Source organism: Arthrobacter sp. UYEF21, assembly GCF_040546085.1.
Taxonomy (GTDB): Bacteria; Actinomycetota; Actinomycetes; order Actinomycetales; family Micrococcaceae; genus Arthrobacter.
In genome coordinates this window covers 43,986-65,294 of record NZ_JBEPNF010000015.1, presented here as the reverse complement: position 1 = coordinate 65,294, position 21,309 = coordinate 43,986, and the positions used below count along the sequence as shown (strand labels likewise).

22 protein-coding genes are annotated in these 21,309 nt (G+C 64.3%); 10 read left to right on the top strand and 12 right to left on the bottom strand.

Translation table 11 applies throughout. From position 1 onward, the window contains the following. The first annotated feature begins 105 nt into the window (after positions 1–105). Positions 106–777, top strand: a complete 672-nt coding sequence (locus tag ABIB27_RS15180) for an SACE_7040 family transcriptional regulator (protein ID WP_502909230.1) — start codon at positions 106–108, stop codon at positions 775–777. Positions 778–860: 83 nt separating this feature from the next. On the opposite strand, the gene ABIB27_RS15175 is transcribed toward ABIB27_RS15180, so the two are convergent. Genes ABIB27_RS15175 through pdhA form a run of 3 tightly spaced genes read right to left on the bottom strand, consistent with a single transcriptional unit; the run spans position 861 to position 4,443 of the window. Beyond that, positions 861–2,246: a dihydrolipoamide acetyltransferase family protein gene (locus ABIB27_RS15175; protein ID WP_354215308.1), complete on the bottom strand. Its 1,386-nt coding sequence runs from the start codon at positions 2,244–2,246 to the stop codon at positions 861–863. An 8-nt stretch (positions 2,247–2,254) separates the two neighbouring features. After that, the gene (locus ABIB27_RS15170) at positions 2,255–3,265 is read right to left on the bottom strand and encodes an alpha-ketoacid dehydrogenase subunit beta (RefSeq protein WP_354215307.1); all 1,011 of its coding nucleotides are present in this window, start codon (positions 3,263–3,265) and stop codon (positions 2,255–2,257) included. Next, entirely contained in the window at positions 3,265–4,443 is a 1,179-nt protein-coding gene (pdhA, locus tag ABIB27_RS15165) for a pyruvate dehydrogenase (acetyl-transferring) E1 component subunit alpha (protein ID WP_354215306.1), read from the bottom strand. The genes ABIB27_RS15170 and pdhA overlap by 1 nt, the downstream gene beginning before the upstream one ends. Before the next feature lie 195 nt (positions 4,444–4,638). Between pdhA and ABIB27_RS15160 the strand changes: the two genes are divergently transcribed. Beyond that, positions 4,639–5,133: an Lrp/AsnC family transcriptional regulator gene (locus ABIB27_RS15160; RefSeq protein ID WP_354215305.1), complete on the top strand. Its 495-nt coding sequence runs from the start codon at positions 4,639–4,641 to the stop codon at positions 5,131–5,133. 148 nt (positions 5,134–5,281) lie between these two features. Then, positions 5,282–5,887 carry a hypothetical protein gene (locus ABIB27_RS15155; protein WP_354215304.1) on the top strand — a complete coding sequence of 202 codons (606 nt, stop codon included), beginning with the start codon at positions 5,282–5,284 and terminating at the stop codon, positions 5,885–5,887. Between the two features lie 137 nt (positions 5,888–6,024). Here ABIB27_RS15155 and ABIB27_RS15150 read toward each other — a convergent pair whose 3' ends face one another. Together ABIB27_RS15150 and ABIB27_RS15145 are read right to left on the bottom strand one after the other, a co-directional pair. Then, the gene (locus ABIB27_RS15150) at positions 6,025–7,641 is read right to left on the bottom strand and encodes a monocarboxylic acid transporter (RefSeq protein WP_354215303.1); all 1,617 of its coding nucleotides are present in this window, start codon (positions 7,639–7,641) and stop codon (positions 6,025–6,027) included. Further along, the gene (locus tag ABIB27_RS15145; RefSeq protein WP_354254195.1) at positions 7,638–8,018 is read right to left on the bottom strand and encodes a DUF485 domain-containing protein; all 381 of its coding nucleotides are present in this window, start codon (positions 8,016–8,018) and stop codon (positions 7,638–7,640) included. Before ABIB27_RS15145 ends, ABIB27_RS15150 begins: the two co-directional genes overlap by 4 nt. 183 nt (positions 8,019–8,201) lie before the next feature. On the opposite strand from ABIB27_RS15145, the gene ABIB27_RS15140 reads away from it, so the two are divergent. From ABIB27_RS15140 to ABIB27_RS15125, 4 genes are read left to right on the top strand one after another with little or no spacing between them, the layout of a single operon-like run. Then, on the top strand, positions 8,202–9,392 hold the full coding sequence (locus tag ABIB27_RS15140) for a sensor histidine kinase (RefSeq protein ID WP_354215363.1): 1,191 nt from the start codon (positions 8,202–8,204) through the stop codon (positions 9,390–9,392). A 32-nt stretch (positions 9,393–9,424) separates the two neighbouring features. Beyond that, entirely contained in the window at positions 9,425–10,144 is a 720-nt protein-coding gene (locus tag ABIB27_RS15135) for a LytR/AlgR family response regulator transcription factor (RefSeq protein WP_354254194.1), read from the top strand. Beyond that, complete coding sequence (locus ABIB27_RS15130) at positions 10,141–10,491, top strand: DUF485 domain-containing protein (protein WP_354254192.1); 351 nt, start codon at positions 10,141–10,143, stop codon at positions 10,489–10,491. Before ABIB27_RS15135 ends, ABIB27_RS15130 begins: the two co-directional genes overlap by 4 nt. Before the next feature lie 7 nt (positions 10,492–10,498). Beyond that, positions 10,499–11,965 (top strand): sodium/solute symporter, encoded by a 1,467-nt coding sequence (locus ABIB27_RS15125; protein ID WP_354254190.1) that lies wholly within the window; start codon positions 10,499–10,501, stop codon positions 11,963–11,965. A 273-nt stretch (positions 11,966–12,238) separates the two neighbouring features. On the opposite strand, the gene ABIB27_RS15120 is transcribed toward ABIB27_RS15125, so the two are convergent. The 7 genes from ABIB27_RS15120 to ABIB27_RS15090 all read right to left on the bottom strand — a co-directional run bounded on the left by ABIB27_RS15120 (position 12,239) and on the right by ABIB27_RS15090 (position 17,994). After that, positions 12,239–12,823, bottom strand: a complete 585-nt coding sequence (locus tag ABIB27_RS15120; RefSeq protein WP_354254188.1) for a DivIVA domain-containing protein — start codon at positions 12,821–12,823, stop codon at positions 12,239–12,241. 99 nt (positions 12,824–12,922) lie between these two features. After that, on the bottom strand, positions 12,923–13,846 hold the full coding sequence (locus ABIB27_RS15115) for a phosphatidate cytidylyltransferase (protein ID WP_354215297.1): 924 nt from the start codon (positions 13,844–13,846) through the stop codon (positions 12,923–12,925). Further along, positions 13,846–14,403 carry a ribosome recycling factor gene (gene frr / locus ABIB27_RS15110; protein ID WP_354215296.1) on the bottom strand — a complete coding sequence of 186 codons (558 nt, stop codon included), beginning with the start codon at positions 14,401–14,403 and terminating at the stop codon, positions 13,846–13,848. Before frr ends, ABIB27_RS15115 begins: the two co-directional genes overlap by 1 nt. Before the next feature lie 128 nt (positions 14,404–14,531). Beyond that, entirely contained in the window at positions 14,532–15,269 is a 738-nt protein-coding gene (gene pyrH, locus ABIB27_RS15105; protein WP_354215295.1) for a UMP kinase, read from the bottom strand. Positions 15,270–15,397: 128 nt separating this feature from the next. Next, a complete protein-coding gene (gene tsf, locus ABIB27_RS15100) occupies positions 15,398–16,234 on the bottom strand; it encodes a translation elongation factor Ts (protein ID WP_354215294.1) in 837 nt (278 codons plus the stop codon). A gap of 128 nt (positions 16,235–16,362) precedes the next feature. Next, positions 16,363–17,268, bottom strand: coding sequence for a 30S ribosomal protein S2 (rpsB, locus tag ABIB27_RS15095; protein WP_354215293.1), 906 nt, complete (start codon positions 17,266–17,268; stop codon positions 16,363–16,365). A 402-nt stretch (positions 17,269–17,670) separates the two neighbouring features. Continuing rightward, a complete protein-coding gene (locus ABIB27_RS15090; protein WP_354215292.1) occupies positions 17,671–17,994 on the bottom strand; it encodes a hypothetical protein in 324 nt (107 codons plus the stop codon). Between the two features lie 698 nt (positions 17,995–18,692). Here ABIB27_RS15090 and ABIB27_RS15085 point away from each other — a divergent pair. From ABIB27_RS15085 to ABIB27_RS15075, 3 genes are all read left to right on the top strand, one after another. After that, positions 18,693–19,085 (top strand): hypothetical protein, encoded by a 393-nt coding sequence (locus ABIB27_RS15085; protein WP_354215291.1) that lies wholly within the window; start codon positions 18,693–18,695, stop codon positions 19,083–19,085. Between the two features lie 346 nt (positions 19,086–19,431). Further along, positions 19,432–19,920, top strand: coding sequence for a CBS domain-containing protein (locus tag ABIB27_RS15080; RefSeq protein ID WP_354215290.1), 489 nt, complete (start codon positions 19,432–19,434; stop codon positions 19,918–19,920). Then, positions 19,917–21,206 carry an ArsB/NhaD family transporter gene (locus tag ABIB27_RS15075; RefSeq protein WP_354215289.1) on the top strand — a complete coding sequence of 430 codons (1,290 nt, stop codon included), beginning with the start codon at positions 19,917–19,919 and terminating at the stop codon, positions 21,204–21,206. The genes ABIB27_RS15080 and ABIB27_RS15075 overlap by 4 nt, the downstream gene beginning before the upstream one ends. Positions 21,207–21,309: the final 103 nt, after the last annotated feature.

Here is a 21,309-nt window from a genome sequence, read left to right as displayed (position 1 = left end):
GAACTCGGTTAGTGCCTTGTAACTGAGATTTAGGTTAGTCTCTAATAACTGTGATGTCCAACACGTCGACCCATTGCTAGAATTTGCAGGTCCGAGGAGGAAAACGTGCCCATCACGCGACCTGCACAGCCATCCGAGCCGGCGCCATCAGACCGGCCCGCTCCGGAAACCCAGCCTTCTACGGGAACGCAGCGCAGCCAGGCCAAAGAGATTCGGCGCCAGGCATTACTGACCGCCGCCGCATCGCTGTTTGCAGTGAACGGCTTCAACCGCGTGTCACTGGAGGACTTGGGGGCCGCGGCGGGCGTCAGCGGCCCGGCCGTGTACCGCCATTTCCCGGGAAAGCAGGCAGTGCTGGGTGATCTGCTGCTGACGGTCAGCCGGGACCTTTTGGAGGGCGGACAACGCGTGGTGGCGGAAACCTCGGATCCGCTCGCGGCCCTCCGGCGGCTGGTGGGGTTCCAGGTGGATTTTGCGCTTGGCAAGCCCGACGTGATCCGGGTACAGGACAGGGACTTCAGCAATCTCTCCAAGCAGGACCAGGCGGAGGTCCGGACCCTGCAGCGAAACTATGTGGAGCTCTGGGTAGGGGTCCTGGCCCGGCTGCTCCCCGCCGTCGACGCTGCAGAACTGCGGATGCGGGCCCACGCGACCTTCGGCCTGATCAACTCCACGCCGCACTCGGTGCGGAACCATGGCCGCAAGATCGCTCCGAGAACGGCCCGCCCGCTGCTGGAGAGCATGGCCCTGGCGGCCCTCACAGTGGACGCTCATTAGCCCTCCCTCGAATAGGAGTTTTTGTCCAGATACTGCGAGATGAACCGCTCCTAAGTCGCAGTATCTGGACAAAAACTCGCGGGTCAGACCATCGTGAGCGCCATGCCGGGGTCGGCCAGGATGGCGCCGACGTCCGCAAGGAACCGCGAGCCCTGCGCCCCGTCCACCAGCCTATGGTCAAAGGAGAGGCTCAAGGTCATGACCTGACGCAGCGCCACCTCATCCTGGAACTCCCACGGCTTCTTCCGCACCGCGCCCACAGCCAGGATGGCCGCTTCACCCGGGTTAAGGATGGGCGTGCCGGCGTCGATCCCAAAGACCCCGATGTTGGTGATGGAGATGGTGCCCTCAGCCAGCTCAGCCGGAGCAGTCTTCCCGGCCCTGGCGGTCTCCGTCAGATCCGTCAGGGCTTCAGAAAGTGCCAGCAGGGACAGGGTGTCCGCGTCCTTGACGTTCGGTACGGTGAGCCCGCGGGGCGTGGCTGCAGCGATGCCGAGGTTCACGTAATTGAACTGCACAATCTCCTGGTTGGCGTCGTCCCACCGTGAGTTCAGTGACGGGTTCCGCCGGAGCGCGATGAGCACAGCCTTGGCCACGAGGGTCAGCGGAGTGAGCTTATGATCCCGGAAGGCCCCACTGGTCTTCAGTTTGGCAAGCAGATCCATGGTGGGCGTGACATCCACCGTGAGGAACTCCGTGGCATGCGGCGCCGTGAAAGCGCTCGCCACCATAGCGGCCGCCGTGAACTTCCGGACACCCTTGATGGGAGAGCGGACTTCGCGCCCACCCTGCGCAGCCGGGGCAGCGGCGTCCGACACAGCAGACAGATGCCGCGCCGCCGCTGTGACGTCCGCACGTCCGACGAAGTTCCGGACATCGTCCCGCGTGATCAGTCCATGGTCTCCGGTGCCCGGGACTGCGGCCAACTCGACACCCAGGTCCTTGGCGAGCTTCCGAACAGGAGGCGTGGAGCGGGGACGGTCGTAGGTCTCGACAGGCTTGGTTTGAGCAGGCTCAACCACCGCGGTTGCGGCAGGCCCGGTTGCGGCAGGCTCGGTTTCGGCAGGCTCAGCCACCGACGCACCAAAGTTCCGCTGGCGGCGCACCGGACGGCCGGAACTTTCGACGACGGCGCCGTACCCCACGAGGTTGGGTTGCCGCTTGGGTGCCGCCGCCTCAGCCTGCGCGGCCCTTGCGGGGGCGGTACCGGCCGGCGACCCACCGCCGTCGTCCGGTACTTCAAACGAGACGATCGGCTTGCCGACTGCAACCACGGTGCCGGGCTGTTCGTGAAGCGCGGTAATCACGCCGGCGAACGGAGCGGGCAACTCCACCACGGCTTTGGCCGTTTCCACCTCCGCAATAACCTGGTTCAGGGTGACCGTATCGCCCACGCCGACTTTCCAGCTCACGATTTCGGACTCCGTGAGGCCCTCACCAAGGTCCGGAAGCCTGAATTCCTTGATCATGGCGGCGCTCAACCTTCCAGCCCGCTGAGTGAGTTTGGCCGCCCCAGTGCACGATCCACGCCGTCGAGGATCCTGTCCAGGCTGGGCAGATGGTGCATTTCCACCTTCGAGTATGGGTAGGGAATATCGAACCCGGTGACCCGGACGGGCGCCGCCTCAAGGTGGTAGAAGCACCGTTCCGTGATACTGGCAGCGACTTCGGCACCCAGGCCCCCTGACTGGCCGGCCTCATGGGTGATCACCAACCGGCCCGTCTTCCGCACCGAAGCTTCAACGGTGGCGTAATCCACCGGCGCCAGCGAGCGCAGGTCGATGACCTCGATGGAGATACCTTCGTCGGCGGCTGCGGTGGCGGCGTCCCGGGCTGTTTTCACCAGCGGTCCGTATGCCACAAGCGTCACGTTCGTCCCTTCGGTGAGCACACGGGCTGTATCCATAGGCAGCGAAGTGCGGACGTCGGTGCCTTCATCCACCTCACCTTTGTCGTGATAACGGCGCTTGGGTTCGAAGTAGAGGACGGGGTCATCGGACAGAATGGCCTGTTGGATCACAGTGAAGGCGTCCTGCGGATTGGAAACGGTCACCACCCGCAGCCCGGAGGTGTGGGTGAAGTACGCCTCGGGTGACTCGGAGTGATGCTCGGGTGAACCAATGCCACCACCGAAGGGGACCCGGATGGTGATGGGCATCTTTACGGCACCCTGCGTCCGGTAGTGCAGTTTGGCCACCTGGCTGACGATCTGGTCAAAGGCAGGGTAGATGAAGCCGTCGAACTGGATCTCCACCACGGGACGGTAACCGCGGTAGGCAAGGCCGACGGCGGCTCCAATGATGGCCGACTCGGCCAGCGGCGTATCCACCACGCGGTGGGTGCCAAAGTCCTTCTGCAGGCCGTCGGTCACCCTGAACACACCGCCGAGGGCGCCGATGTCCTCGCCCATGAGGATGACTTTGGGATCGTTTTCGAGGGATTTGCGCAGGCCGGAATTGATGGCACGGGCAAAGGTCATGTGGGTCATCAGCGTGCACCTTCCTGGGAAGTGGCTCCTGCGGGATCGCCGAAAGTAGCAAGGTATCGGGCGTAGTGGTCCTGCTGCCGGTCCAGCCAGGAGTTGGGTGCGCTGTATACATGTTTGAACACATCCAGAGGCTCCGGCTCCGGCGTGCCACTGCAGCCTGCACGGAGCTCGCGGGCCACGGCGTCTGCCTTGTCCCTGACCTGCTGCTGGAGCTGATCCGTGAGGAGGCCTTTGCGGTCCAGGAGTGCCTGGACGCGGTCGATGGGGTCCTTAGCGGCCCAGTCTTCGAGTTCGTTGGCGTCACGGTAGCGGGTGGGATCGTCCGCGGTGGTGTGCGGCCCCATGCGGTAGGTAACGGCCTCGATGAACGTCGGCCCGCCGCCGTGCCGGGCACGGTCCAGGGCTACGCGCGTCGCCGCCATGACAGCCAGAACGTCGTTTCCGTCCACCCTGAGGCCCGGAATTCCAAAGCCTGCAGCCCTGTCGGCGAGCTGCACGTGGGACTGCAGCCGCACCGGCTCCGAGATGGCCCAATGGTTATTGGAGCAGAAGAAGACCAGCGGCACCTGAAAGCTGGCGGCAAACACCAGTGCCTCATTAACATCGCCTTCGCTCGTGGCACCGTCGCCGAAATAGGTCACCGCCACAGAGTCGGCGCCGTCGTTCTGGATGCCCATCGCATAACCGGTGGCGTGCAGCGTCTGTGCGCCAATGATGATCTGTGGCGTGGCCATATTGACGGTGTAGGGGTCCCAGCCGGAGGAGGCGTTTCCGCGCCAGACACGCAGGATGTCCGCAAGGTCCACTCCGCGGCAGTAGGCCACGCCGTTTTCACGGTAGCTGGAGAAGACAAAGTCGTCGTGGCGCAGTGCCTTGGCGGAACCGACCTGTGCTGCTTCCTGACCCAGCAACGGCGGCCAGAGTCCGAGCTCCCCCTGGCGCTGCAGGGCGGTTGCCTCGACGTCGATGCGCCGGATGACCGTCAGGTCCTCAAACAGGGAGCACAGCTGTTGATCGCCGATGTCTTTGACCCAGGGGTCGAATTCCGGATGGCTAACCCGCTCGCCCTCCGGGGTAATCAGTTGGATCAGATCCCTGCCAGATCCGCCATGGTTTCCTGCACTGCCAGCAGAGGAACCTGCCCTTGTCCCGCCTTGGCCCGCTTCGTCTGTGGACACGATGGCACGCAACCTTCTCACGTCGTTTGACCGAGGCCTGGAGACTTGTGGTCCCTCCAGCCGCCAGCCGCCCGGGCGCCGTTGCCCCGGATAATTGTGACACTACTCACAATGCTCAAGGGGTACAACTACCACCACAAATACTGAGCAACATGCCCTGTTTGCACAACCGCCACCGTGCTAACCTTGCGCATTATGCACGCTTTGGATGGCACCGATACCCGACTGCTCTCAGCGCTGGCCCGTGACCCCCGGCGCACAGTAGTGGCGCTTGCCCAGAAGCTGGGATTGTCCCGGAACACTGTTCAGGCGCGCATGGCCCAGCTCGAGAAGAAGCACGTCTTCCTGTCCTTCGAGCGGCGGATCAACCCGGCGTCGCTCGGGTATCCCCTCATGGCCTTCATCTCGGTCCACGTCCAGCAGCAGAAGCTGGGGCAACTGGCCCATGACCTCGCCGGCATTCCGGAAATCCTGGAAGGATATGGCCTGACCGGCTCGGCCGACCTCCTCCTGCGCGTGGTTGCGTTGGATGCGGAAGACCTCTTCCGGATCAACGGGAAAATCCTGGCCTGCGACGGCGTGGAGCGGACGGACACCGCTTTGGCCATGGGCGAACTCATTCCCTTCCGCATCCAGCCACTCCTGGACCGGGGCTCCGGCGACGGCCAGGATCCGGAACCCGACCGGTAACCTGACGCAAATTAGTGTTACCCGCGTGATCTGACCATGGCCTATGCCGGCGGACTGGGTTATAGGCTGTTCGAAGGTGAATCCATGGGGACCGTCCAGCGGCTCCCATCAAAAAGGCAGTGCCACCGCGTTGCCGGAAAGGCTCCATGTGAGCAACCCCCAGGAACCGTACCAGCCCGCAGTCTCGCCCCCGCAGCCACGGGAACAGCCGACTCAATCCGGCCCGCCAGGCCTGTACGGTGGTGCTCCAGGCCAGTACGGCGTGCCCGGCCAACCACCGGCCGACGGGCCGTTCGGGCTGCCCGGGGAAGAGCCCCCTGCGCGGGGCCGCCGGCGGCTGTGGACAATCCTGGGCGTAGTGGGCGGCGTCCTGCTGCTGGTCATCCTTGGTGTGGTCATCCTGTTCAATGTTGTGGCTGGACCCACCAACCATGCCAAGGGCCTCGCCGACGACTTCACCAAACTGGTGATCGACGGCGACTCCTCCACGGCATACGACAAATACCTCGACCCGGCGCTCCAGGAACAGGTGACCAAGGAAGCGTTCATCGCCGGCATCAAGACACTGGAGATGGACAACTCCTGCAAGCCCACTTACAGTGCGGTCAGTGCCGACACGGAGAACGGTACCAAGACAGCCGATGTGTTGGGTCTCATCACCTGCGACGGAGCCAGGAACATCGACCTCGTCTACCGCTTCGAGGGCACCCATGACCTCAAAATGATGAACATCAAGATCAAGCCCAAGGCTTAGGGACCCCGAGTATAAGGGAAGGGCCCCGGGGCAAGGATTAGGCCCGCGGCCCCGAAAGGGGACGCGGGCCTTGGGCCGGGACTACGAGCCTGAATGAACGACGGCGGCTGCGGGCCGCCGTCGTCCGTTTCCAGGAGTTAGTGGTCCACGGCCTTCTCCGCACCAACGCCGGTGAGCGACCGAACTTCCATCTCGGCCTGCTTGGCGGTGTCCTCGCGGTTCTTGTCCAGCACTGTACCGAGCCAGCCGAGCACGAAGGCCAGCGGGATTGACACGATCCCCGGGTTGCTGAGCGGGAAGAGGGCGAAGTGGGCGTCCTTGATCATGGAGGTCGCTCCGCCGGATACCACCGGCGAGAAGATGATCAGGATGATGGCCGAGCCCAGGCCGCCGTACATGCTCCACACGGCACCTTGGGTGGTGAAACGCCGCCAGAACAGGGAGTAGATAATGGTGGGCAGGTTGGCCGAAGCCGCCACGGCGAAGGCCAGGGCCACCAGGAAGGCCACGTTCTGGCCGTTGGCGAAGATGCCGCCCAGGATGGCCAGGATGCCGATCACCACTACGGTGCGGCGCGCCACCTTCACCTCAGTGTCGGCGTCGGCCTTGCCCTTGGCAATGACGTTCGCGTAAATGTCATGGGCGAACGATGCCGCAGCCGTGATGGTCAAGCCGGCCACCACCGCCAGGATGGTGGCGAAGGCCACAGCAGAGATGAAGCCCAACAGCAGCGGTCCGCCGAGGTAGAACGCGAGCAGGGGTGCCGCGGAATTGACGCCGCCCGGTGCGCCCTTGATGGTTTCTGCGCCAACGAGGGCTGCTGCACCGTAACCAAGGACCAGGGTAAAGAGGTAGAAGAGCCCAATCAGCCAGATGGACCAAACCACGGATTTCCGGGCTTCCTTGGCCGTAGGCACGGTGTAGAAGCGCATCAGCACGTGGGGCAGCGCGGCCGTGCCCAGGACCAGTGCGAGGCCCAGGGACATGAAGTCCAGCTTGGAGGTTTCGCTCTTGCCGTACTGCAGGCCGGGGTTCAGCACCGCAGGGTTGTTGGAGGTCTCAACGGCCGCACCGAGGAGGCTGGAGAGGTTGAAACCGTAGATGGCCAGAACCCAGAGGGTCATGACTGCCGCGCCGGCAATCAGCAGGATCGCCTTGATGATCTGGACCCATGTGGTGCCCTTCATCCCGCCGATCAGGACGTACGTGATCATGAGTCCGCCGACGACGATAATCACCAGCGCCTGTCCGCCCCAGTCACTGATGCCCAGAAGCAGGGAGATCAGGCTGCCGGCTCCTGCCATCTGGGCCAGCAGGTAGAAGAAGCAGACGGCAAGGGTGGAGATGGCCGCGGAAATGCGGACCGGACGCTGCTTCAGCCGGAAGGAGAGGACATCGGCCATGGTGAACTTGCCTGTGTTCCGCAGCAGTTCGGCCACCAGCAGCAGTGCCACAAGCCACGCCACCAGGAACCCAATGGAGTACATAAAGCCGTCGTAGCCGTTGATGGCAATGGCGCCGGTAATGCCCAGGAACGAGGCCGCCGAGAGGTAGTCGCCGGCGATGGCCGTGCCGTTCTGGGACCCGGTGAAGGAGCGCCCGGCTGCGTAGTAGTCGGCCGCGGTCTTGTTGTTCCGGCTCGCACGCAACACGATCACCATGGTCACGGCGACGAACAGGCCGAAGATCCCCATGTTGAGGAGCGTGGTTTCCTTGAGGTCGGCGACGTTAACCGCCGCGGCAATCCCGATCATTTGTTCACTCCGGTCACGGTGTTGCCGTCCGTATCAAATTCATGGCCTTCGATTTCGTTGCGGATTTCCGCGGCGATCGGGTCCAGCTTGCGGTTGGAGTAGCTGACGTACCAGCCGGTGATGGCGAACGTGGTGACGAACTGCAGCAGGCCCAGGATCAGCCCGATGTTGATGTTCCCCCACACCTTGGTGGACATAAAACCGACCGCATAGTCAGCCAGCAGGACGTATGCGAAGTACCACAGCAGGAAGGCTACCGCCATGGGGAAAACAAAGCTGCGGTGGCGTTTGCGCAGTTCCTGGAACCGCACTGTCGACTGGACCTCTTCAAAGTCCACGGACGCCGCTGCGCCCGGAGTCCGGGGTTCTTTACCCATCGTTCCTCCTCATTGAGAACTTGCCTGGTTCACACCGGCCGCGGCCTTGGGGGCAGGATGCCGTCAATGTGACTGCAATCACTTTGCGCCGTGACGGGCGCTACATTCCAGAGGCGCTGGCGCAGTGGTCGCTCAACGGTCGCGATGCTGCGGCAAACGGCACCCGCCGCTACGCTGGGCACCATGCCGGACTCCCCGCTCCTGACCGCAGCAGCCATCGCCCTGATCGTACTGGCGATCGCCGTCGTCGTCGGCGTGGGCATCAAGGTGCTGCGGTCTTTCCGAGATCTGGGCACCGATGCCGAGCGCGCCACATACAAAACGCTGCACGCCGCATCCCGCGCAGGACAGCACCTGCGCACGGGGCTGAACCCTGCGGGGGCAGCGAAGGCAAGCCGCCAGTTGCGCAACCTTCTCGGCTGTGACGCCCTGGCGATTACCGATACCGCGGGGGTCCTCGCCTGGGATGGTGCCGCAGAGGAACTGAAACCGCTGCTGATGGAGCTCGCCGCCGGCGTCCTGACCGGAGGCCGCACGGCAGTACTCCAGGCCCGGGATCTGGGTGCAGACCGTAGGTTCGCCAATCTCGAGGCCGTCATCGCACCGGTACGCGCCGGGTCACGGGTGGTGGGCGTGGTCGCGGCGTTTGCGCCGTCGGCGGGTGCCGGGCTTGTCCGCGCCACCGGAGAAGTGGCCGACTGGGTAGCCGTCCAAGTGGAACTTGCGGAACTGGACGCATCCCGGACGCTGCTGATGGAAGCTGAAGTGCGGGCCTTGCGGGCACAGATCAGCCCGCATTTTATCTACAACTCACTGAACGCCATCGCATCGTTCATCAACACGGACCCGCAACGCGCCCGCGAACTCGTGGTGGAGTTTGCGGATTTCACGAGGTACTCGTTCCGGCGCCACGGTGACTTCACCACGCTGGCGGAGGAACTGCGCTGCATCGACCGGTACCTCCTGCTGGAACGGGCCCGCTTCGGGGAGCGGGTGCAGGTCAGCCTGCGGGTCGCGCCGGAAGTGCTCAGCACGGTCATTCCTTTCCTGAGCCTCCAGCCGCTGGTGGAGAACGCAGTGAGGCACGGTCTGGAGGCCAAGGAAGGTGCAGGCCACATCACCATCACTGCCAACGATTCGGGCGCCTTTGCGGAAGTCACCATCGAGGACGACGGTGTGGGGATGGATCCTGCCGAACTCCAGTCCATGCTGGCAGGCCACCGGGACGGGGACCACGTGGGACTGCGCAACGTTGACGCCCGGCTTCGCCAGGTCTACGGTGAGCAGCACGGCCTGGTGATTGAGACCGCCTTGGGTGAAGGGACGCTGATCACCATGCGCGTCCCCAAGTCCCAACCCGGCCACGACGCCTGAGACCGGCTTCCCCGGGCGGCTAGTGTAGAACCATGATTAATGTCCTCGTCGCCGACGACGAGTTGCCCGCCGTAGAGGAACTGGCGTACCTGCTGCGCAGGGACGACCGTATCGGAACCATCCACCGCGCGTCCTCCGGCTCCGAAGCACTCCGGGCGCTCACCAGCGAATCAGTGGACGCTGTTTTCCTGGACATCCACATGCCGGCCGTGTCCGGCCTTGACGTTGCCCGTGCCATCTCCCGCAGCAGCAAACCTCCGGCGGTGGTGTTTGTCACCGCCGATGAGGACTGCGCCCTGGAAGCCTTCGAACTGGCCGCCGTGGACTACCTGCTCAAGCCCATCCGGGCCGACCGGCTGGCCCGTGCAGTGGGCAGGATCAGTGAGCTAATGCACGACGGCGGCGCGGCGCCTGAGATGATCACCGTGGACCAGGGCGGCACCACCAGGATGATCCGGCGCGACGACGTCACCTACGTCCAGGCGCAAGGAGACTACGCCCGGCTGCATACCGCGGACGCGAGCTACCTCATCCGGGTGCCACTGGCCGATCTGGAGCAGCAATGGGCAGAGGCCGGTTTCATCCGTACGCACCGCTCCTACCTTGTCGCCCTGAAGCATGTCACCTCCATGAAGCTGGCGGCGGATAAGCCCAGCGTCTCCGTTGCCGGCGCCAGCCTCCCCATCAGCCGCCGCCACCTGCCCACGGTGCGGGAAAAGCTGCAGGTTACCCGCATCCGGCCGCAGCCATGACGCGCGTCCGCGTCACGGCACCCCGTTCCGCACTCCGGCCTGCCGGCGAAACACGCGAAGCAGCCGAGGAATCAGACGTGGGACAGCTCTTCGTGAGGTCCCTGATCCGTTCCCAGCTGCGGCTTGCCCTGGTGGTGGCCGTCGGGTTCATGTTGATTCTGGGCGCGTTCCCGGTGTTGCTGGCAGCCGTGCCCGGCCTTGCCGAGACCAGAGTTGCCGGCATCCCGTTCGACTGGCTGCTGCTGGGCGCCGGGATCTACCCGGTGATCGGCCTCAGCGCCTGGTTGTTCATCCGGACGGCCGCCCGGAATGAGGCCCGCTACCGTGACCTGGCCGGGGAGAAGTGATTTCCCGATGAATCCCGCTGTCGCTGTGGTGGCTGTCGTTGTGGTCTCCGTAGCAACGGCGGTGATCGGTTTCTACGGCCTGCGGATTTCCCGCACCACCGGGGATTTCTATGTAGCGTCCCGCACAGTCCGGCCGTGGTGGAATGCCTCAGCCATTGGCGGCGAGTACCTGTCCGCGGCCAGTTTCCTGGGGGTGGCCGGGCTGGTCCTGCTCTCAGGTACTGATGCCTTGTGGTTCCCTGTCGGCTACACAGCGGGCTACCTGATGTTGCTGTTGTTTGTGGCCGCCCCGCTGCGCAGGTCAGGGGCCTACACCATCCCGGACTTTACAGAGGCGAGGCTGGATTCGCGTGCGGTCCGCCGCGTGACCAGCCTGGTGGTGGTGGTGGTGGGCTGGCTGTACATCGTTCCCCAGCTCCACGGTGCGGCCCTGACCATCCGGATCACCACGGGGCTTCCGGCCTGGGTGGGCTCGCTGGCGGTGGTCATTGTGGTCTGCCTGACCGTGGTTGCGGGCGGCATGCGATCCATTACCTTTGTCCAGGCGTTCCAGTTCTGGCTGAAACTCACTGCCCTGGCAGTACCGGTCCTGTTCATCGTGTTCACGCTTACCGGCAGCGGCACGGCGGCCGTGGCTCCGGCAGCCGTGAACCCCACCGGAATGGCTCCAGCCGGCGCCTACCAGAACATCTCCTTGTTGGTGGCGCTGCTATTTGGCACCTTGGGACTCCCCCATGTCCTGGTGCGGTTCTACACGAACCCGGACGGCAGTTCGGCACGGCGGACCACCTTGATCGTGCTCGGCCTGCTCTCAGTGTTCTACCTATTTCCGACCGTTTACGGGCTGGCGGGCAGGATGTTCGCGCCTGAACTTGCCCGGTCAGGACAAGCGGACGCGGTGGTCCTGCTCCTGCCGGGGCACCTCATTGGGGGAACTGCGGGAGACCTGCTTTCGGCGCTGGTGGTGGCCGGCGCCTTTGCCGCGTTCCTGTCCACCACCTCCGGTCTGGTGGTGTCTCTGGCCGGTGTCATCAGCCAGGACGTCCTGGGCGGCGGCGTCCGCGGCTTCCGGCTCGCGGCCGTCATCTCCGCTGTGGTCCCCCTGGGCTTCGCCGTGACCACCGATTCCCTGGCTTTGGCCGGCAGCGTGGGCCTGGTGTTCGCGTTCACCGCTTCCACCGTCTGCCCCGTCCTCCTGCTGGGCATCTGGTGGCGCGGCCTTACCGACACCGGCGCCATAGCCGGGATGGTGACAGGCGCCGTGCTCTGTGGGGGCGCCATGGTGTGCGGGGCTGTCCTGGGCGCCGGGGGAATTCCGTTCTGGCTGGCCCAGCCGGCGGCGTGGACAGTCCCTGCCGCGTTCGCAGTGATGGTGTTGGTCTCCCGTGCGACGAAAGACAGGATCCCCAGGACCATGCCACGGGTCATGACGCGGCTGCACACGCCGGAACGGCCGCTGGTCACCGAACGGTGACGGTCCGGCGCGGCTGCAATGGGCGGCGCCGCTGCCCTCGCGCCTTGCCTCAGTAGGGTGCCCACGAGCGGCATGTCCGATGTGAGTGGCGGCGATCCGGGAAGGGCCCACGACGGCGGCCGTCACCGGAATGTCGGGGTCCGTCGCGGTAGGGGCTTTTTGCGGCCTCACCTTTTCCTTGCGACGGCGGTGTACGGCGCCAAGTCGTATCCGGCCCTTTGGGGCCGCCATCAGACAATCTCCCCCACGCCGCGGGACGGCGAATGAGCTTGCTCAGTCGATGGCAGCCATAAGTTCGACCACGCGGTCCAGGAAGGCGTCAACCTGGGTTTCCTCGTACCCATCCTCGCCCACCACAGGGCGGAAGATGGCCCGGCGGACACTGTCCACGCTGAGCGGCTTGTCCTCCTCCAGGTAGCCGATCAGGTCACAGCAGAGATTGTCCACGTCCAGGATGTTGTAACTGCGGACCTTCTTCTTGGTGGGGCGCCGGAACCGGTCGCCATCAGGCCGGTGGAGGCGGCCCCGGAGAATACCGGAAAGATTGCCGATCTCCCGCAACCAGGCATTTTCGCCGCGGGCAGCAATCAGTTCATCCCGTTCGCGGCGCGCAAAGGCGTCTTCAAGGCGGTCCAGTGCTGCGTCCACCACGGCGGCGGAGTAACCGCCCTTGACCGGATCAAAGGAGACGGCGCGGACATCTGCGCTGCTGACGGCGTGGATGGCGGCCTTCGGCGTCTCGAGCGCCACCTTGGCCCGCTGGAGGAACTGGTCCACCTGCTTGGCGTTGTAACCAAACTCGTTGCCCCGCACGCGTTCAAACGACGCGGGAATTTTCCGTTGAAAATCCAATGCCACTGTTGTTCCTTTGTTGCTCTTCAGCTGGGTCAGGTTTGTGCACCAGTCTATTTGGCGCTGCCGGTGTCCGGCGAAGTGGTCAGGCAGGGGTGGTCGGGCTCAGACCCCCGAGACCATCGCGAAGAGGACAAACGCCACGGGTGAGGCAAAAACGATGGAGTCCAGCCGGTCCATCACACCGCCGTGACCCGGCAGGACGCTGCTCATGTCCTTGATGCCGAGTTCACGTTTGACCATCGACTCGGCAAGGTCGCCCGCAGTGGACGCTGCGACGAGTCCCACGGCCAGGATCACGCCCACCCACCAGGGCTTGTCCAGGATGAAAATGCAGGCCAGGATTCCGATCAGCATGGCCCCGGCGATTGAGCCGCCAAACCCTTCCCAGGATTTCTTGGGGCTGATCTTGGGTGCCATGGGATGCTTGCCCAAGGAAGCCCCCACAAGGTACCCAAAGGTATCGTTAGAGACCACCAGCAGGAGCATCACGGCCACCTGCCAAGCCCCGGGCGGAATCGTCCCGCCCGGCCAAAGTCCCACCGGTGTGGCAACGCCGGGAGCGTGCAGCGGCAGCGCAGCGAAGCTGATGAAAAAAGGCACCCAGCCGAGCGCGAACACCCCGGCAAAAATGCTGTTCGCTGAGCCGGCAGGGCTTTCCACCGATCGCCACAGCAGCACCGCCACGCAGCTCAGGAGCATGGCAAACAGCAGGCTTTCCAGACCGCCGAAATACGCCGCGAACGGCATGGCGATGGTTCCCACCATGACCGGGACAATAGGCATCCTGGTCCCGTTTGCCTCGAGGGCGCGGTAAATTTCCCAAACGCCAAAAACGGCGAAACCCGTGGTGACAGCAACGAATCCAAGCGGCAGGAAGAGCAGCCCACCCAGCACACCGATGAGCATAGCCAGGCCCACCACGATGGCTGCCGGAAGATTCCGGCCGGCTTTGGGGGTCGGGTTGCTCCGCGGCTGCTTCCCCTTAGTGCGCGCCCGCTGTGCGGGGGCCTGCTCTGCCTGGCTCATCAGACTTCGAGCAGCTCTGCTTCCTTGCGCTTGAGCAGCTCGTCGATGCCGTCCACACGGGACTTGGTGAGCGCATCGAGTTCCTTTTCGGCGCGGTTACCTTCGTCTTCGCCGGCTTCGCCGTCCTTGACCAGCTTGTCCAGCGTTTCCTTTGCCTTGCGCCGGATGTTCCGGATGGAAATCTTGGCGTCCTCACCCTTGGTCTTGACGATCTTGACGTATTCCCTGCGGCGTTCCTGGGTCAGGTCCGGGATGGTGATCCTGATGACGTTGCCGTCGTTGGAGGGGTTGGCGCCCACCTCGGAGTCGCTCAGGGCGCGTTCGATGTCGCGCAGGGCGGTCTTGTCGAACGGCGTGATGAGGATGGTGCGGGCATCCGGGATAGCGAAGGACGCGAGCTGCTGCAGCGGGGTGGGTGAACCGTAGTAATCCACCAGCACCTTGTTGTAGAGGCCCGGGTTTGCCCGGCCGGTGCGGATCGACGCGAAGTCTTCCTTGGCTACCTCTACTGCCTTGTCCATCTTCTCTTCGGCTTCGAGCAAGGTTTCTTCGATCACGGTCTCTCCTCAGAAATCAGTGCAGTCCGGCTACCGGTTCCATGCACAATCTTGGTTCAGTGTTCCTGGTTCCAGCAATGTCCCCGCCAGCGGGGGATGGAACCGTGCTGAAATCATCCTAGCCGCAGCTAGGGCGTCACCAGGGTACCCAGCTTTTCGCCCAGGATGGCGCGGGTAACGTTCCCTTCACCTTCCATCCCGAACACCACCATGGACAGGTTGTTGTCCTTGCACATGGTCATGGCGGTCTGGTCCATGACCCGGATGTCGCGGCGCAGTGCGTCGTCGTAGCTCAGGGTGTCGAGGCGCTCGGCAGCGGGGTCCTTCTTCGGGTCGGCGGTGTAGACGGCGTCCACGCCGCTCTTGGCCATCAGGACAACGTCTGCATGGACTTCCAGGGCACGCTGGGCGGCGACCGTGTCGGTGGAGAAGTACGGCAGTCCGGCGCCTGCGCCGAAAATGACCACGCGGCCCTTTTCCATGTGGCGGATGGCGCGCCGCGGGATGTAGGCCTCGGCAACCTGACCCATGGTGATGGCGCTCTGGACGCGGGTTTCAACCCCGGCCTGCTCCAGGAAGTCCTGCAGGGCCAGGCAGTTCATGACCGTACCGAGCATGCCCATGTAGTCTGCCCGCGAGCGGTCCATGCCGCTCTGGGACAGTTCGGCCCCGCGAAAGAAGTTTCCGCCACCCACAACGATGGCGACTTCGACGTCGGGAACTGCGGCGGCGATCTGCTTGGCCACACCGCGGACCGTGTCAGGGTCAACGCCCAGCTTTCCGCCCCCGAAGACCTCACCTGAGAGCTTCAGGAGGACGCGGCGCCGGCTCTTTTCTGGCTGGCTTGAAGTATTGACGGCTTTCATGGGTGCCTTCCCGTTGGTGAACTCTGAAAAAGGTTATCGTGCTGGGTGGCCAAAGGTCTCATCTGGCCCTTGCCGGGTGCATGCAAAAGGGGCGGCCACCGAAGTGGCCACCCCTATTGCGGATTCGACTAGGAGCCTACGCGGAAGCGTGCGAAGGACGTGCCCTTGACGCCGGCCTCTTCGAGGACCTGTGCCACAGACTTCTTGGCGTCCTTCGCGAACGCCTGGTCAACCAGGACTTCGCCCTTGTAGAAGCCCGTGACGCGGCCTTCCACAATCTTGGTGAGGGCTGCCTCGGGCTTGCCTTCAGCCTTGGCAGTCTCTTCAGCGATACGGCGCTCAGACTCGACCAGGTCCGACGGAACGTCTTCGCGGGTCAGGTAGTTCGGGGACATCGCTGCGATGTGAACTGCAACGTCGTGTGCAGCGGTGGCAGCGGCTTCGCCTTCACCGTCGACAGCGAACAGGACGCCGACCTGAGCCGGGAGATCCTTGGAGGTCTTGTGCAGGTAAGCGTCAACAGTGCCGCCTTCGATGCGGGAGATCCTGCGGACAACAACCTTCTCGCCCAGGATTGCGCCCTCTTCGACAACGACCTCGGACAGCGGCTTGCCGTCAACCTCGGTGGCCAGGAGGGCTTCGAGATCGGCAGCGCCGGACTCCACAGCAACGGCCAGGACCTTGTCAGCGAGCTGGATGAACTTGTCAGCCTTGGCAACGAAGTCGGTCTCGCAGTTGACCTCGATCATGACGCCGACGCCGTTGCTGACCTTGGCGGCCACCAGACCTTCAGCGGTGGAGCGGCCCTCGCGCTTGGTAGCGCCCTTGAGGCCCTTGATGCGGATGATCTCAATGGCCTTCTCGGCGTCGCCGTTGGCTTCGTCGAGAGCCTTCTTGACATCCATCATGCCGGCGCCGGTGCGCTCGCGCAGAGCCTTGATGTCAGCGGCAGTGTAGTTCGCCATGTGAACCCCTCTGTCTAGAAAATGTATGTGGTGTACGGACCGACAGGACAGCGGCTCACTGGGTGAGCCGCCATCCTGTCAGTGCTCCGGCGTTGCGGGCAGCGCCGGAAAATCCGGATTTACTTGTCTTACTTGTCGGCGTCGGCGGCGGGAGCCTCGGCAGCGGCCGGAGCTTCCTCGTCAACCGGAGCAGCAGCTTCTTCAGCAGCCGGAGCTGCGGCTTCTTCTGCTGCCGGAGCAGCTACAGCGGCTGCAGCCTCTTCGGTCTTGCTGCCTTCGAGGAGTTCGCGCTCCCATTCAGCGAGCGGCTCTTCCGGAGCCTCGGTGGTGCCGGTTGCACGCTGGTTGCGGGCAATGAGGCCCTCAGCGACGGCGTCGGCGACAACGCGGGTCAGCAGGTTTACGGAGCGGATGGCGTCGTCGTTGCCCGGGATCGGGAAGTCGACTTCGTCGGGATCGCAGTTGGTGTCCAGGATGGCCACAACCGGGATGTTCAGCTTCTTGGCTTCGTCGACAGCCAGGTGTTCCTTCTTGGTGTCCACGATCCAGAGCACGGAAGGTGCCTTGGTCAGGTTGCGGATACCGCCAAGGTTGGTTTCCAGCTTGGTGAGTTCACGGCGAAGGAGCAGCAGTTCCTTCTTGGTGTACGCGGAACCGGCGACGTCGTCGAAGTCGATCTCTTCCAGTTCCTTCATGCGCTGGATGCGCTTGGAAACGGTCTGGAAGTTGGTCAGCATACCGCCGAGCCAGCGCTGGTTCACGTACGGCTGTCCAACGCGGGTAGCCTGCTCAGCAATTGCTTCCTGGGCCTGCTTCTTGGTGCCGACGAAGAGAACGGTGCCGCCGTGTGCAACGGTGGCCTTCACGAACTCGAAGGCGCGGTCGATGTAGGACAGCGACTGCTGAAGGTCGATGATGTAGATGCCGTTGCGCTCCGTGAAGATGAATCGCTTCATCTTCGGGTTCCAACGGCGGGTCTGGTGTCCAAAGTGGACGCCGCTGTCAAGCAGCTGGCGCATAGTTACGACGGGCATGCCGACGCTCCTTCCGGCAGGTCATTCATGAGAAAGCCTTACAGCCCTCTTACCCTGCCAATAGTTGACGGTTGGTTAGCGTGGCCCAAGGCGGGCCGTGCTCCTGGCATCCATTGCGACTCTCATCAGGACCGCGAAGGAACTGACCGCAAGAGACGCAATCCTCCGCAATCAAAGCCGGGGCTTCGGAAGTGGAGGTCTGGATGCGCGTAGTCAGCTGCTGCTCCCCCGCATTCCTGAATGAGGCGTGCTGACGCAATGCGTTGAGGGCACAGCAAACTGCTCCACCAAGTGTACTACAGGCGCCAATATTCGAGGACACTCAATGATGTTGTCAACGGATGTTTTGCGGTGCCGTGCCCGTGCCCCGGCCCGTCGGCGGCCGGGGCACGGGGCCGGTGGTTAGTCGGTCCAGCCGGGGTAGGGCTTCCGGTCCCGGTCCGGGAGTTCCGCCGCCGCGGCGGGGAGGCTGTCCGGTCCGTCGGACTGGCCGGAGGCCCAGTGGAAGAACACCTCGGCGGTGATCGCTTCGTAGCAGGCCGCCTGGGCCCGGAACCAGTACGTGGACGTGTCGCCTTCGACGTAGGTGCCGTAGCCGAACAGTTCCCCGGTTCGGTCGCGGGTGCGGGCGACGGCGAGGATGATGTAGGGCCAGGATCCGGCGTCCCATCCCTCGCTGCCCCAGTTCGGCAAGACCGACCAGGCGGTGCCTTCGATGGTGTCCATCCAGTCGTACCCGTCACCTGCCCGGTTGTCGGCGGGGAGGACCGGTCGGCCACCGGCTCTGTGGTGTCGCCGCTGACGGCGTGGGGCATGGTTGTTGTGCTCATGAGGGATGCTCCGTTTCGCTCGGGCGGGGCGGGCGCCTGGCGTACCGGCTACCCCTTCTCCCCCACCATGTTTTTTGCCTGCTGGCGGAGCATCGCGTAGCTGTGCCCGACGGAACCGGGGCAACCCGAAGGGCAAACAGCGGGCGGGTTGTGTGAGGAAATAAGCGCAACGCCGAACACGAAACGTCGGCTGCGCGGCCGGCCGCAGCACGGTTGAGCCGGTGGAGCGGGCACGTAGGATCCAACGGACAGCAGCAAAAAAGGTCAAGAAATGCTTGTGCTGTCCGAGCGCAGCGAGGCCCTTCGCGTTGTTGCTGACCAGGGCCCCGCTCGGCGGCTCGGGGGGTTGGGCGCCGTCCCGACTAGCGCCGCGGACTCACGGCCCGGGCGTGGGGCCTGGCCGGCCGATGGCGGCGGGCCCCGGCCGGAACGGTGGTGATGTACAACCAGCCGGGCCGGTCGTTGACCGTCCATCCCGTACGCGGAACAGCCGGGGCCGGCTTCATCTTCCGCGGCCCACCCGGCCTCGACTATCGCGACCGCCAGGCCCAGCAACGGATCATTCTCGACGCCTAAACCCCGCATGAGTGGCCGGTGCCTGAACTGCCCGACCTACGCGGCCAGGTGTGCGCCGCCGACGACCTGTACTTCGACGCCGTCAGCCAGGTCCGGCTGCCGGGCCGGTCCCGGGGACGGGTAACCCTGCTCGGCGACGCCGCGTCCTGCGTATCGTTGGTCGGAGACGGGTCCAGCCTCGCCATGACCGGGGCCACCACCCTCGCCGGAGCCCTGGCCGGCACCCCTGGTGACCCCACCACCGCAAGCTGGCCAACTCCCGCCAGCGCAGCCACGTCCTGGCCGCCGCGCTGCTCGTCCCCGCGACCCGAACCGGCCTCACCGCCCGCAACCTCACCGCCCGCCTACTCCCTCGCTGACCACCGAAACCCCAGCCTCGACCGTCACCACCCGGAACCTTTCCTGTTCTGAACGGCAGGTGAGCTGCGGAAACTCACAGAAATCTCTCTCGAATCCCCGGCGCGAAACCGCTACAACAAGCGAGATCCTCACCATCCGAAAACCGCGCCGTGGCGTCCGCTCCCGGGTCGTTATCCGGCCATGCGCCACCCATCTTGAGCAGGCGGCGCAGTCCCTGTTCGGCCTGCGAGTAGTTCTGGAAGGGCAGCGACAACACCACATCCAGATGCTGTGCCTACAGAACAATGGAATGCGGCAGATGGCCGGATCGCTGAACACGCCGACAACCCCTGCCAAGCGCAGGAAACCGGTGGTTGGATGGGACTACGTTCTGTCCCCCGAGGCATGAGGAGCCGTTGTGCGCGCAGCCGACCTGCAAGTTGCTTTACCCGTTGTGCGCCGCGAGACCAATGCGGTGGAAGCCGGACGCCTGATCGCCGATAGCGGCCTGGTGGGGCTGGTGATTGCAAACAAGCTGGGAGTTCCCACAGCCATAGTCTCAGCCGTGGACGTTCTGCGGCTCATGGTGCCCGGTTACCTTCTCGATGATGTGTCGCTGGCCGCCGTGTTCGACGAGGCCGGGGCCGCCGAGTTGTGGGAATACCTCGCAGAACGGACCGTCGGGGAGATGCTTGACGATGAGGGCGTTGCCGTCCGCAAGATCCTGACTATCGAGTCCGACGCGACCCTGGTCGAGATCGCGGCGCGCATGGTGGATGCCCGCACCCAGATTGCCCTGGTCCGCGACTCGCCTCGGGATGCCCCGATGTTTATCACTCTTCCCGCCGTCATCAAGGCCGTCCTGGCCAGCGCCGGCGGCCCTGGCTCACGGAGCGAGGAGCAGTGACGGTCCAGGTCATTCTTGCTCTTGGTGTCTTTCTCACAGCGTATGTTCTGATCGCTACCGAAAAACTGCCGCGGACGACCACCGCGCTGGGCGGCGCAGCTGCGATGGTCCTGATCGGTGCCACCAATGACACGGGGATGTTTTTTTCGGCCGAGAGCGGGATCGACTGGAATGTCATCTTCCTGCTGCTGGCCATGATGATTATTGTCGGCATCCTCCGGCAGACCGGCCTCTTCGAGTTCCTCGCGATCTGGGCGGCGAAGAAGGCCCGGGGTTATCCGTTCCGGATCATGGTGATCCTGGTGGTCATCACCGCCGTGCTCTCGTCACTTCTGGACAACGTCACCACGGTGCTGCTCACCGCCCCCGTCACGCTCCTGGTGTGTGAGCGGCTCGCGGCACCGCCCGTTCCCTTCCTGATCGCGGAAGTGATGGCCAGCAACATCGGCGGCACGGCCACTCTGATTGGCGACCCTCCCAACATCATCATCGCCAGCCGCGGGGGCCTGACCTTCAACGACTTCATCATCAACCTCGCGCCGATCGTCGCGGTGCTCCTCGTCGTCTTCATCGGACTGTGCCGCTGGATGTTCCGCTCCGCCTTCCGTTTCCATCCGGACCGGGCCGCGCGCGTCATGGCCCTGAACGAGAAGGAGGCGCTGGGGGAGAAGTCATTGTTGATCAAATCGCTCGTGGTGGTGGGCCTGGTGCTGATCGGTTTCGTTGCCCGCCCGGTGCTGGGGCTCGCACCGTCCCTGGTCGCGATGCTCGGCGCAGGCCTCCTCATCCTGCTCGCCCGGCTTGAACCGCGAAAAGTGTTCGGAGACGTCGAATGGGAGACGCTGCTGTTCTTTGCAGGCCTGTTCATCATGATCGGTTCCCTGGTCAACCTTGGAGTCATCGACGCGGTGGGCGAGGCCGTCGCCTCTCTCATCGGGGACAACTACGACGTCGCCGCCGTCGCAATGCTCGCAGGCTCGGCTTTCGCGTCCGGCATTATTGACAACATCCCCTACGTGGCCACACTAGCGCCGATAACGCATGACCTTGTGGAGGCAGGCGGCGCCGCAGCCAAGCCCCTCTGGTGGGCGCTGGCCCTCGGGGCGGACCTCGGCGGCAACGCCACCGCCGTCGGAGCCAGTGCAAACGTCGTCGTCATCGGGATAGCGAAGCGCTACGACCACCCCATTTCGTTCTGGACCTTCACCAAATACGGGCTGGTGGTCACCGCCGTCACCATAGGGCTCTGCGTGCCCTACCTGCTCCTGCGGTACTACCTGTTCTGACGGATGACTATGGCCGCGGCCGCATAGCCAACGATTATCGCCAGCCCAATAAGGACAGGTCCGCCTGTCGCAGTGATGCGAGGTTGCGTCCCTCCTCCATGGT

What these genes read in the sequence shown, in the direction of transcription:
- ABIB27_RS15130 (WP_354254192.1), top strand. Translation starts at nt 10,141, where the DNA reads ATGACGCGCGTCCGCGTCACGGCACCCCGTTCCGCACTCCGGCCTGCC.
- ABIB27_RS15115 (WP_354215297.1), bottom strand. Translation starts at nt 13,846, where the DNA reads ATGAGCCAGGCAGAGCAGGCCCCCGCACAGCGGGCGCGCACTAAGGGG.
- ABIB27_RS15140 (WP_354215363.1), top strand. Translation starts at nt 8,202, where the DNA reads ATGCCGGACTCCCCGCTCCTGACCGCAGCAGCCATCGCCCTGATCGTA.
- ABIB27_RS15145 (WP_354254195.1), bottom strand. Translation starts at nt 8,018, where the DNA reads ATGGGTAAAGAACCCCGGACTCCGGGCGCAGCGGCGTCCGTGGACTTT.
- ABIB27_RS15150 (WP_354215303.1), bottom strand. Translation starts at nt 7,641, where the DNA reads ATGATCGGGATTGCCGCGGCGGTTAACGTCGCCGACCTCAAGGAAACC.
- tsf (WP_354215294.1), bottom strand. Translation starts at nt 16,234, where the DNA reads ATGGCGAACTACACTGCCGCTGACATCAAGGCTCTGCGCGAGCGCACC.
- ABIB27_RS15135 (WP_354254194.1), top strand. Translation starts at nt 9,425, where the DNA reads ATGATTAATGTCCTCGTCGCCGACGACGAGTTGCCCGCCGTAGAGGAA.
- ABIB27_RS15175 (WP_354215308.1), bottom strand. Translation starts at nt 2,246, where the DNA reads ATGATCAAGGAATTCAGGCTTCCGGACCTTGGTGAGGGCCTCACGGAG.
- ABIB27_RS15090 (WP_354215292.1), bottom strand. Translation starts at nt 17,994, where the DNA reads ATGGACACCATCGAAGGCACCGCCTGGTCGGTCTTGCCGAACTGGGGC.
- ABIB27_RS15125 (WP_354254190.1), top strand. Translation starts at nt 10,499, where the DNA reads ATGAATCCCGCTGTCGCTGTGGTGGCTGTCGTTGTGGTCTCCGTAGCA.
- ABIB27_RS15170 (WP_354215307.1), bottom strand. Translation starts at nt 3,265, where the DNA reads ATGACCCACATGACCTTTGCCCGTGCCATCAATTCCGGCCTGCGCAAA.
- rpsB (WP_354215293.1), bottom strand. Translation starts at nt 17,268, where the DNA reads ATGCCCGTCGTAACTATGCGCCAGCTGCTTGACAGCGGCGTCCACTTT.
- ABIB27_RS15160 (WP_354215305.1), top strand. Translation starts at nt 4,639, where the DNA reads ATGCACGCTTTGGATGGCACCGATACCCGACTGCTCTCAGCGCTGGCC.
- pyrH (WP_354215295.1), bottom strand. Translation starts at nt 15,269, where the DNA reads ATGAAAGCCGTCAATACTTCAAGCCAGCCAGAAAAGAGCCGGCGCCGC.